The 11,652-nt window shown below is 39.1% G+C and carries 10 protein-coding genes and 1 other annotated feature; of the genes, 8 read left to right on the top strand and 2 right to left on the bottom strand.

Annotated elements, in window-relative coordinates; all coding sequences use genetic code 11:
* Positions 1-5: 5 nt before the first annotated feature.
* From opp4B to opp4A, 3 genes are all read left to right on the top strand, one after another.
* Positions 6-968 (top strand): oligopeptide ABC transporter permease, encoded by a 963-nt coding sequence (gene opp4B / locus I858_RS11845; RefSeq protein ID WP_049694168.1) that lies wholly within the window; start codon positions 6-8, stop codon positions 966-968.
* Positions 969-993: 25 nt separating this feature from the next.
* Positions 994-1,905 carry an ABC transporter permease gene (locus I858_RS11840; protein WP_049694167.1) on the top strand — a complete coding sequence of 304 codons (912 nt, stop codon included), beginning with the start codon at positions 994-996 and terminating at the stop codon, positions 1,903-1,905.
* Positions 1,906-2,000: 95 nt separating this feature from the next.
* The gene (opp4A, locus tag I858_RS11835) at positions 2,001-3,818 is read left to right on the top strand and encodes an oligopeptide ABC transporter substrate-binding protein (RefSeq protein WP_049694166.1); all 1,818 of its coding nucleotides are present in this window, start codon (positions 2,001-2,003) and stop codon (positions 3,816-3,818) included.
* A 42-nt stretch (positions 3,819-3,860) separates the two neighbouring features.
* Here the strand turns inward: opp4A and trpS are convergent, their stop codons facing one another.
* Together trpS and I858_RS11825 are read right to left on the bottom strand one after the other, a co-directional pair.
* Positions 3,861-4,853, bottom strand: coding sequence for a tryptophan--tRNA ligase (gene trpS, locus I858_RS11830; protein ID WP_049694165.1), 993 nt, complete (start codon positions 4,851-4,853; stop codon positions 3,861-3,863).
* 43 nt (positions 4,854-4,896) lie between these two features.
* Positions 4,897-5,108, bottom strand: a binding site (T-box leader).
* Between the two features lie 42 nt (positions 5,109-5,150).
* Positions 5,151-5,501 (bottom strand): DUF3899 domain-containing protein, encoded by a 351-nt coding sequence (locus I858_RS11825; RefSeq protein WP_239457138.1) that lies wholly within the window; start codon positions 5,499-5,501, stop codon positions 5,151-5,153.
* Between the two features lie 234 nt (positions 5,502-5,735).
* Here I858_RS11825 and I858_RS11820 point away from each other — a divergent pair, with 234 nt between their 5' ends.
* The 5 genes from I858_RS11820 to I858_RS11800 all read left to right on the top strand — a co-directional run bounded on the left by I858_RS11820 (position 5,736) and on the right by I858_RS11800 (position 11,586).
* Positions 5,736-7,424 carry a peptide ABC transporter substrate-binding protein gene (locus tag I858_RS11820; protein WP_049694163.1) on the top strand — a complete coding sequence of 563 codons (1,689 nt, stop codon included), beginning with the start codon at positions 5,736-5,738 and terminating at the stop codon, positions 7,422-7,424.
* Positions 7,425-7,613: 189 nt separating this feature from the next.
* Positions 7,614-8,549 carry an oligopeptide ABC transporter permease gene (opp3b, locus tag I858_RS11815; RefSeq protein WP_049694162.1) on the top strand — a complete coding sequence of 312 codons (936 nt, stop codon included), beginning with the start codon at positions 7,614-7,616 and terminating at the stop codon, positions 8,547-8,549.
* Positions 8,549-9,577 (top strand): oligopeptide ABC transporter permease, encoded by a 1,029-nt coding sequence (gene opp3C, locus I858_RS11810; protein ID WP_049694161.1) that lies wholly within the window; start codon positions 8,549-8,551, stop codon positions 9,575-9,577. Before opp3b ends, opp3C begins: the two co-directional genes overlap by 1 nt.
* 15 nt (positions 9,578-9,592) lie before the next feature.
* A complete protein-coding gene (locus I858_RS11805; protein ID WP_049694160.1) occupies positions 9,593-10,648 on the top strand; it encodes an ABC transporter ATP-binding protein in 1,056 nt (351 codons plus the stop codon).
* The gene (locus I858_RS11800) at positions 10,648-11,586 is read left to right on the top strand and encodes an ABC transporter ATP-binding protein (RefSeq protein WP_049694159.1); all 939 of its coding nucleotides are present in this window, start codon (positions 10,648-10,650) and stop codon (positions 11,584-11,586) included. The genes I858_RS11805 and I858_RS11800 overlap by 1 nt, the downstream gene beginning before the upstream one ends.
* Positions 11,587-11,652 lie beyond the last annotated feature (66 nt).

The raw sequence follows: 11,652 nt of genomic DNA, 5'->3' as shown, positions 1-11,652 counted from the left end.
ATGGTATGTGGAAATTAATTGTACGCAGAACACTGATCACTATCCCGCAAATTATTGTCTTAAGTCTTTTAGTATTTATTTTAGCTCAAGCAATGCCTGGAGATGCTTTAACCGGACTCATCGATCCAAGTATTGACCCAGCAACGATTGAAGCAATGCGTGAACGTCTTGGATTGAACAATCCATGGTATGTCCAGTACATCGATTGGATTAAAGGAGTTGTACAAGGAGATTTCGGTCAATCGTTCCGCTTTAAAATGCCAGTATCTGATTTGATCGGTGGACGAATGATTAATACGCTTTGGTTGTCTTTAGCAACATTGATTTTGACATACTTGATCGCTATTCCATTAGGCATTATTAGTGGACGTTTTAACGATACTTGGTTAGATCGTGCAATTACAGGATACACATACATTGGTTTTGCAGCTCCGTTATTTATTTTTGCTTTGGTAATGCTGTTCATATTCGGCTTTCAACTTGGCTGGTTCCCGACAAGTGGAAGCGTAGCACCTGGTACAACACCTGGAACGTTCGAATATTTTATCAGTAAATTGAATCATTTATTATTGCCAGCGGTATCGATGGCTTTGATCACTACTGTTTCTACAGTTCAGTATTTGAGAAGTGAGATCATTGACACAAAACAAAAAGATTTTATTGTAACAGCTCGAGCTAAAGGCTCATCTGAATCACGTGTTTATAATCGTCATGTGCTTCGCAACTCGTTGCTTCCAATCGCTGCTTTTTTTGGATACGAAATCACAGGATTGATTGGCGGAACGATATTCATTGAAAACATTTTTGGCTATCCTGGAATGGGGGAATTATTCCTTTCTTCTATTAGTTTACGTGATTATAGCGTAATGACAGCGCTTGTTCTGCTATTTGGACTTGCTGCTATCATTGGTGCATTGTTATCAGATATTATCTTAAGTTTAGTAGATCCACGTATCCGGATTAAATAATAAATGACAATTTTGAGGTGTAACTATGAGACTTGATAAAGATGTTGGAACACAAATACCAGATTTGGATCTCGGTAAAAGTCCATCCGGATTTAGTATATTAGTAAGAGAATTAATACGGGATAAACTGGCTTTTGTTTCGCTCCTATTCCTGTTTCTTATTGTTGTTGGTGTATTTGGTACATCAATAATTTTAGACCAAACTGAAATCATTAAAGTTGATTTATTTGCACTTTATGAAGCACCCTCTTCGATGTATTGGCTAGGTACCGATTATGGTGGACGAGATATTTTTGGGCAATTAATTATTGGAACGCGTAATTCACTCGCTATTGGCATCATCATTACTTTGCTGACTGGAATAATCGGCATACTAGTAGGACTGATTTCTGGGTATTACGGAGGTACTGTTGATAACATCTTCATGCGCTTTGTCGACTTTTTTATGGTGTTACCGACTTTGATGATTGTTATTGCTTTTGTTACTGCCGTACCTGGTTATAGCATTGTTTCTTTTTCTTTAATTATGACTGCATTTTTATGGATGGGAATCGCCCGTCTTATACGTTCAAAAGCATTACAAGAAAAAGAATTGGATTATGTAAAAGCATCCAAAACATTGGGCACATCCGATTTTAAAATTATGTTTTTCCAAGTACTGCCTAACTTAAGTTCAATTATCATTGTTACAATGACTTTAAATTTGGCAGCAAATATTGGCATTGAGTCTGGATTATCCTTTTTAGGATTTGGTTTTCCAGAATCGACTCCGAGTTTAGGGACATTGATCAGTTACGCACGAAACCCTCAAACGTTGGAGTTAAGATGGTGGATTTGGTTACCTGCATCAGTTCTAATTCTAGTATTGATGCTTAGTATAAATAATGTTGGGCAAGCCTTAAAACGCGCTACCGATGCCCGGCAGCGAAGAGGGTAACAAAATAGGGGGAAAGGGGATACGCAGTCATTTGCAACTAGACAAAAACAGTAAACAGCAATTATTGTATTTAAAATTAGAGGGGGAAGCAGATAATGGGGAAAACCAATAGGTCTAAGTTTTTACTTTTTCTAATCATATCATTTGTATTAATTTTAGCAGCATGTAGCGGTGATGATAAAGCGAAAGATAGCGGCAGCGATAAAGGTGCTGAAGGCGGGGATGAAAAGAAAGACGGCATGTACTCGATAGACGATTTCAGCAATGTTAAGACAAATGAAGGCGAAGCCATTGATGGTGGAACCATTACATTTGGGTTAGTATCAGACACAGTATTTGAAGGAACATTAAACTGGAACTTTTATTCTGGTGCGCCAGATGCAGAAATCTTAAACTGGTTTGATGAAGGATTGTTAACGTGGGACGAAAACTATGTGTATACAAATGATGGAGCTGCAACATACGAAGTTTCAGAAGATGGACGCACATTTACGTTTGAAATTGGCGATAACGTCAACTGGCATGACGGCGAACCTGTAACTGCAGAAGACTGGCAGTTTGCACATGAAGTGATCGGTAACAAAGATTACGACGGTCCTCGATACAACTCAGATTTCACAAATATTGAAGGAATGGAAGAGTATAATAGCGGATCTGCTGATACGATTTCAGGTATTGAAGTAGTTGATGAAAAGACGTTGAAGATTACGTATATCGAATCAACACCTTCGCTATTAACAGGAAGCATTTGGTCATATCCACTAGCAAAACACATTTTTGGTGATATGGCAGTAGCAGATATTTCATCTTCACCAGAAGTTCGTCAAAACCCAATTGGTTTTGGTCCATTTAAAGTAGACAGCATCATACCTGGTGAATCTGTAACACTTACTAAAAACGATGACTACTGGCGCGGAGCACCAAAACTTGATGGCGTTACTGTAAAAGTAATCGGCAGTTCAACGGTTGTTCAAGAATTGGAGACAGGTGGCGTTGACTTGATCAGTGATTTCCCGGTAGATCAATTCCCAGATAACGCTGAAATGTCAAACGTTGAATACCTAGGTACGATTGATCGTGCTTATACGTACATTGGCTTTAAACTTGGAACATGGGACGCAGAAAAGAATGTTGTGGCACCTAACCCAGATGCGAAAATGGGTGATGTTGAACTTCGTCAAGCAATGTGGAGTGCAGTGGATAACACAGCAGTTGGCGAACGTTTTTACAATGGGTTACGTTGGAATGCAACGACATTGATTCCACCATCGCATCCTGAATTCCATGATGATAAAAACGAAGGAAGAACGTATGACCCAGAAGCCGCAATGAAGCTATTGGATGATGCAGGATATGTTGACACAGACGATGATGGCTTCCGTGAAGATCCGGAAGGCAATCCGTTAGAAATTAACTTTATTTCGATGACTGGTGGGGACACTGCTGAGCCTTTAGCTCAATACTATGTACAGTCTTGGGAAAAAGTTGGGTTAAAAGTAAACTTAGAAATGCTTGAGTTTAATACGTTCTACGACCGTGTTGGTAACGGCGGAGAAGACGATCCAGAAGTAGATGTTTTCCAAGCAGCTTGGGGAGTTGGAATTGATGTAGATCCTTCAGGACTTTACGGAGCTGAAGCTTTATACAACTTTGCACGCTGGGAAAATGAAGACAACGAGCGTCTTCTAAAAGAAGGTCGTTCACCAGAAGCATTTGATTTGGCATATCGCCAAGACGTTTATAATGAGTGGCAACAGCTAATGGTCGATGAAGTGCCGGTATTCCCAACACTCTATCGTGCATTGCTTAGTCCAGTTAACAACCGTGTCTTAAATTATGCGATTGGCGATGGCACAGGCGTTTATTTGTCTGACCTTGCTGTGAGCAAAGAAGAAGCGGTTAAAGCAGAATAAAAACTAAATGAAAAGGAGCTGCGAATTTCGCAGCTCCTTTTGTTATTTTCTTTCACGTCCGAGCCCCATTGCATTTTCCATTTTCCGAATGGTTTTGTTCGCTAAGAGGTTAGCTTTTTCAGCTCCGTTGTCCAGAATTTTGTCCAATTCATCTGAGTCCAGTAGCGCTTTATAGCGTTCTTGAATAGGAGCTAAATGTTTAGTAACCGCTTGTGCAACAGAAGCTTTAAAATCACCGTATCCAGAACCTGCGTATTTAGAAACCAAGTCATCAATACTTTCGCCAGTTAATGCAGCTTCAATGGTTAACAGGTTTGCAACACCTGGTTTATTGACAGGGTCATAGCGAACGATCCCTTCCGAATCAGTGACAGCACTTTTAATTTTCTTTTCAATTGTTTTCAACTCATCGAGCAAAGTGATAATAGCTTTTTTGTTTGGATCAGATTTACTCATTTTTTTTGTGGGATCTTGTAGCGACATAATGCGAGCTCCATTTTTAGGAATGCGAATATCAGGAATAGTAAAAATATCATTATACTTTCGGTTGAATCGTTCTGCTAAATCACGAGTCAATTCAATATGTTGTTTTTGATCATCACCAACTGGCACAATGTTGGTTTGATACAGCAAGATATCAGCAGCCATTAATGGCGGATATGTTAAGAGTCCAGCCAAGACAGAAGTGTTTTTTGCTGACTTGTCTTTGTATTGTGTCATGCGCTCGAGTTCTCCAATCGTCGAAACACATTGAAGCATCCAACCTGCTTGTGCATGCGCCGGAACTTCCGATTGGATAAACAATGTAACTTTTTCAGGATCAATTCCTACAGCCAAATAAAGCGCTGCTAAAGCTTTAATGTTTTTACGCAGTTCTAACCGATCCTGAGGCATTGTGATGGCGTGTTGATCCACAATACAAAAAATGCAATCATACTCATCTTGCAACTCGGTAAATTGTTTAAATGCTCCTATGTAATTTCCGAGTGTTACCGTACCGGTAGGCTGAACGCCTGAAAAAATTTTGTTCTTCATACTTATTCCTCCTCAAAGTAAAAAACACAGTACACATCCCTGTAGAAGGGACGAATCATGTGTTTTCCGCGGTACCACCCTAGTTGCCGTCGCCGGCCACTCTTCTTCATAACGTGAAGAACACGGAATCAGCTACTCGCTATTCACTGATTCAGCTCTAAAGTCCATTCAATGCAGCACTTCATCTGTTTTCACCAACCACAGACTCTCTATATAGAAGAAACTACATTTACTCTTCTTTATCATTGCTTAGTTATATCTTGTAATTATAATACATAACTAAATTTTTAATCAATATTAGAAACTATAAATTATTAAACAAATGCTCATTATCAGTAAGGTCAGTGTTCCAGTAACAAGTAAATACGAACTGGAAAAAGCCAGTATCTCAGAAGGAGGTCGCATTTCGTCATCTTCCAATGTGGATTTTATTTTGAATGCTTTTCTCATACTGATTGTAAATATATCAAATACACCTGTTCGCACTACAAAAACCCAAAGACCAACAAAAACTAAAATCCCACCATAAACGAACGAGTTATTAATATACGTTAATAAGCTGAGATCATCTGAACGTAAAAATATCGTGATTAAAATCAAAACTTGAATAAACAATAAAGAAATCACTACTTTTTTCAACTTGTGCACCTCGATTCATACTAATTGTAGAAGAAATCTTAAAAAAAATCAAAAAAATATTCAATCATCGTAGACGCCGAAAACGCTTACAAATACAACATTCAAGCTACTTTACGTAATATGAATGTAACGCAATTGTTATAAAAGTGTAAAAACTATTGAAAAAAGTTCTGTACAACAATAAATATATATGTATAATTAGCTGTGTACCAATTTTTCAGAAAACTTGAGGGGGTCAATTTAGTGAAGAACAGCAAGATTTTTTGGCTACTAAGCCTAGTTTTAGTTCTAAGTGCTTTTCTAGCTGCATGTGGTGGCGATAAAGAAGAGACTGGAACTGGAGGATCAGAAGAAAAAGAACCATCTGGGGATTTAGACTCAGAGCAAGTACTTAACTTAATGGAAAGCGCTGAAATTCCAACAATGGATATTTCACTTGCTGAAGATGCAGTCGCGTTCAACATTTTCAATAATGTTAACGAAGGCCTATTCCGTTTAAATCAAGAAAACGTAGCTGAGCCAGCACTTGCTGAAGGCGAGCCTGAAGTCAGCGAAGATGGACTGACTTATACTTTTAAATTGCGTGATTCTAATTGGTCCGACGGTACACCAGTTACTGCTAAAGACTTTGTATACTCTTGGCAACGTTCAATTGATCCTGACACAGGTTCTCCATATGGAGCATACATGATGGCTGGTTCGATTGTAAATGCTACTGACATTGCAGCAGGCGACATGGAAGTTACTGAACTTGGAGTTACTGCTGTTGACGATAACACTCTTGAAGTAAAACTTGAGCGTCCAGTACCATACTTTATGTCATTAATGTCATTCCCGACTTTCTACCCACAGAATGAAGCTTTCGTAACTGAAAAAGGTGACGCTTACGCTTCTAACTCTGAAAACTTAATTTTTAACGGACCATTCACATTAACTGATTGGGACGGAACTGGTTTAACTTGGAAAATGCAAAAAAATCCTGAGTACTGGGATGCTGAAACAGTTAAACTTGAAACGATTAATGTAGACGTTGTTAAAGAGCCTGCTACATCAGTGAACCTTTACAACTCTGGTGAAAAAGACCGTGCTGGACTAAGCGGTGAATTTGCTAGACAATATGCAAACGATGAAAACTTAATTACTGATTTAGAACCAACTGTTTTCTATCTTAAGATGAACCAAGAACGTAAAGGCGAAGAAAATGCTCTTTCAAATGTAAATATTCGTAAAGCAATTGCTATGGGCTTCAACAAACAAGATTTAGTTGATGTTGTACTAGCTAACGGTTCGTTGCCAGCTACTTTCTTAGTGCCAACTGAATTTGCTTTTGATGAAAGCAAAGCTGATTTCCGTGAAGTTAACGGAGACCTAATCGAGTTTAACGCTGAAGAAGCTGCGAAGCTTTTTGCAACTGGACTTGAAGAATTAGGAGAAACAGAACTTACGCTTGAAATTTTAGGTGGAGATACTGAAACAGCTAAAAACATGGATGCATACTTGAAAGAACAACTTGAAACAAATCTTGAAGGTTTAACAATTAACCTGAAAGCTGTACCTTTTGGAGTTCGTTTAGAACTTGATGAGGCTCAAGATTATGACATTCAAACTTCTGGATGGGGACCTGATTACCAGGATCCAATGACATTCATTGACTTGTTTGTTACTGGATCTGCTCAAAACAAAATGTCTTACTCAAACTCTGAGTATGATGCTTTAGTTGACTCTGCTAAAGGTGATCTAGCAACTGATCCAGCTGCACGTTGGGAAGCAATGGCGAAAGCTGAGAAAATTCTTCTAGAAGACGATGCTGCAATTGCACCGATCTATCAGCGTGGAGCAATGGCTCTTCAACAACCATACGTTAACGATATTATCAAACACCCATTCGGTGGAGATTTCTCTTACAAATGGGCATACATTTCGGGTAAATAATAAGCTAATCCCGCTACTGTGAAAACAAAATAGAGAGAGAGTATATCGAATAGTTAGATTGATATACTCTCTTTTCTAATGCAAAGGAATTGACCGAAAATTGGGCATTTTCCGCTAACTATTGAAAATTATAAATCTACTTATACGATAGTAGAATTTGTGAAATAGAATTATTTTTGGAGGTGCACTATGGCGAAGTATATAGGCAAACGTTTAATTTATATGGTGATCACTTTAGCGCTGATCGCGAGTTTCACATTTTTCTTAATCAAAATTTTACCAGGTTCCCCCGTCGCTTCCGCAGATAAATTATCTCCAGAACAAAGGGCAGTCGTCGAAGCGAGATACGGATTGGATAAACCGCTTCCGGCACAATACTTTGATTATATGTTTGGTTTAGTACAAGGTGACTTAGGTATTTCCATTAACCAGTTTAAAGGAAGAGAAGTTACAGAAGTCATTTTAAGCCGTATGGGTCCTTCAGCACAGATTGGTTTCCAAGGAATGGTGCTCGGAACTGTTCTAGGAATTCTTTTAGGAATGGTTGCTGCGTTAAGGCAAAACACATGGATTGACTACACGAGTACATTTGTAGCAATTGTAGGGATATCAATACCTTCTTTCGTTTTTGCATCATTGCTGCAATACTGGTTCGGTTTAAAATGGGATTTGTTCCCAGTAGCTTTATGGAAAGATGGCTTTATGTCTAGTGTTTTGCCATCCATCGCTTTAGCTATGTTCCCGCTTGCTACGGCAGCGCGTTTTATCCGTACTGAGATGATTGAAGTTCTTGGTTCAGACTACATTACATTAGCGAAAGCTAAAGGTGCAAGTGGTTCAGAAATTGCATTTAAACATGCTTTTCGTAATGCGTTGATTCCGTTGATTACGGTTTTAGGGCCTATGGCGGTTGCTATTCTTACAGGATCACTCGTTGTCGAACAAATTTTCGCAATTCCAGGCATCGGGGAACAATTTGTCAAATCGATTATAGTTAGTGACTTCTCCATTATTATGGGAACAACTATTTTCTTCTCAGTATTTTTGATTGTAATCATCCTACTGGTGGATATTTTATATGGCATTATTGATCCTCGTATCCGTCTTTCAGGAGGTAAAAATTAATGACTCAGAACATTGATAAGATTCCAGAACTGCCTAAAGGTTCATTTGAGCGTATTACATTAGACTCTAAGCAATCTGAACGCATTACAAAGCCTAGTGTAAGCTTTTGGCAGGATGCATGGTATCGTATTCGTAAAAACAAAGGCGCATTATTTAGCATCATCCTGTTTGGCTTAATTGTTATTATGTCTTTTTTAGGACCAGTTATTAGTCCGTACGAACCGAATTCGCAAACAATCACTCATGCAAACTTACCACCTAAGATTCCGGTTATTGAGAACTTAGGTATTCTTAATGGCGTGGGTACATTAGCTGGTGAAGAAGTTGACTTGTACGAAATGAAAAATGTTGAAGTCAACTACTGGTTTGGAACAGATGGTCTTGGACGAGATATGTTTTCTCGTGTTTGGAAAGGTACGCAAGTATCTCTATTTATCGCGTTTGTAGCAGCTGCAATTGATATGTTGATTGGTGTAATTTACGGAGGCGTTTCCGGATACTTTGGGGGACGCGTAGATGACTTTATGCAACGTATTGTGGAAATTTTAACGGGAATTCCAAACTTAGTCGTAGTAATCCTCTTTATTTTGATCATGGACCCAGGAATATTGGCCATCATCATTGCCTTGACCATCACCGGATGGACAGGAATGTCTCGAGTCGTCCGTGGACAAGTTCTTAAATATAAGAGCCAGGAATTCGTTTTGGCTGCTCGTACGTTAGGTGCGAGTGACAGCCGCATTATATGGAAACATTTAATGCCAAACGTTTTAGGCGTAATCATCATCAATACGATGTTCACTATTCCAAGCGCAATTTTCTTTGAAGCGTTCTTAAGCTTTATCGGACTGGGGCTGCAGGCTCCTGATGCATCTCTCGGAACATTGATTAACGATGGGTATGCATTAATTCAATTTGCGCCGCATATTTTAGCATTCCCAGCAGTCTTGCTGAGTTTAATCATGATTGCGTTCAACTTAATTGGTGACGGACTTCGTGATGCCCTCGATCCGAAGATGAAAGATTAAGGAGGAAAGTTTAAAATGGAGAAAATATTACAAGTAAAAGACCTAGAGCTTTCCTTTAACACCCAAGGCGGGGAAGTTAAAGCGATACGTGGGGTTAACTTTGATTTATACAAAGGCGAAACTTTAGCAATCGTTGGAGAGTCTGGTTCAGGTAAATCTGTAACGACTAAATCCATCATGCGTTTGCTACCGGAACAATCTGCAGAATTTAAAAGCGGCGAAATTTTGTTTGATGGCCGTGATTTGACAAAGTTGAGTGACAAAGAAATGCAAAAAATTCGAGGAAAAGAAATATCAATGATTTTCCAGGATCCAATGACTTCTCTGAATCCAACTATGCCAATTGGTCGTCAATTAACAGAACCTTTGTTAAAACACCAAAAAATCAGCAAAAGTGAAGCGAAAAAAGTAGCAATCGACTTGTTACGCTTAGTTGGTATGCCAAAGCCAGAGTTGCGGATGAAGCAATATCCTCACCAATTCTCAGGTGGACAGCGTCAACGTATTGTTATCGCTATTTCATTAGCCTGTAACCCGAAAATTTTGATCGCCGATGAGCCGACAACGGCACTTGACGTTACAATCCAGGCGCAAATTCTAGAGTTAATGAAAGATTTGCAGAAAAAAATTGATACTTCTATTATTTTTATCACACACGATCTTGGTGTTGTAGCGAACGTAGCAGATCGCGTAGCTGTTATGTACGGTGGGAAAATTGTGGAAATTGGTACAGTTGATGAAGTGTTCTATAACCCCCAGCATCCATATACGTGGGGATTATTAAGTTCGATGCCATCATTAGATACAGAAGATGCAAAATTGTACGCAATTCCAGGAACACCACCTGATTTATTGGATCCGCCAAAAGGCGATGCTTTTGCACTTCGTAGTGAGTACGCAATGACCATCGATATGGAGCAAAACCCTCCATTCTTCAAAGTCAGTGATACACATTATGCAGCAACTTGGTTATTGCATCCAGATGCACCTCAAGTAGAACCGCCTCTCACTGTTATTGAACGTATGAAGAAATTCCCGGGAAGCAGATATTATGAAGGGGGTGCGGTATAATGGCTGAAAAATTACTTGAGATTAAAAACCTGAAACAATATTTCAATATCGGTAAAGCAAACGAAGTCCGCGCAGTAGACGATATCAGTTTTGATATATACAAAGGTGAAACTTTAGGATTGGTTGGCGAGTCGGGTTGTGGAAAATCGACAACGGGTCGTTCGATCATTCGTCTGTACGATGCGACTGATGGTGATGTGTTCTATGAAGGTGAAAACGTTCATGGCAAAAAATCTAAAAAAGATTTAAAGAAATTTAACCGTAAAATGCAAATGATCTTCCAAGATCCATATGCATCGTTAAATCAACGGATGAAAGTAATGGATATTATTGCAGAAGGCATCGATATTCATGGCTTAGCAAAAAATGCAACAGAACGTAAAAAAATGGTTTATGATTTATTAGAAACAGTTGGCTTGAACAAAGAACACGCTAACCGCTATCCGCATGAATTCTCTGGTGGACAACGTCAGCGTCTTGGAATTGCTCGCGCTTTGGCTGTTGAACCTGACTTTATCATTGCCGATGAGCCAATCTCAGCACTCGATGTTTCGATCCAAGCGCAAGTTGTTAACTTACTGAAAGAATTACAAGAAGAAAAAGGACTGACATTCCTGTTCATCGCCCATGATTTGTCGATGGTTAAATACATTTCAGATCGAATTGGTGTAATGTACTTCGGAAGACTGGTGGAACTAGCACCAGCGGAAGAGTTGTACAAGAATCCATTGCATCCGTATACGCAATCTTTGTTGTCTGCAATTCCACTTCCAGATCCAAACTATGAGCGCAACCGCGTTCGTAAATCATATGATCCTGCTGTACACGAATATACAAAAGCTGACGATGTTCGCATGAGAGAAATCAGCCCTGGTCATTTTGTTCAATGTTCAGAGCGCGAATTCGAATCGATTAAAGCAGCTGTAATAACAAACTAAAAAAAAGAGCGTTGTCTACAAGACAACGTTCTTTTTTTATTCTTTTTGGCCGATTTTGGCGCTTTC

It is taken from the genome of Planococcus versutus, assembly GCF_001186155.3.
Taxonomy (GTDB): domain Bacteria; phylum Bacillota; class Bacilli; order Bacillales_A; family Planococcaceae; genus Planococcus; species Planococcus versutus.
The sequence above is the reverse complement of the archived record's forward strand: the minus strand, read 5'-3'. Positions and strand labels throughout refer to the sequence as shown.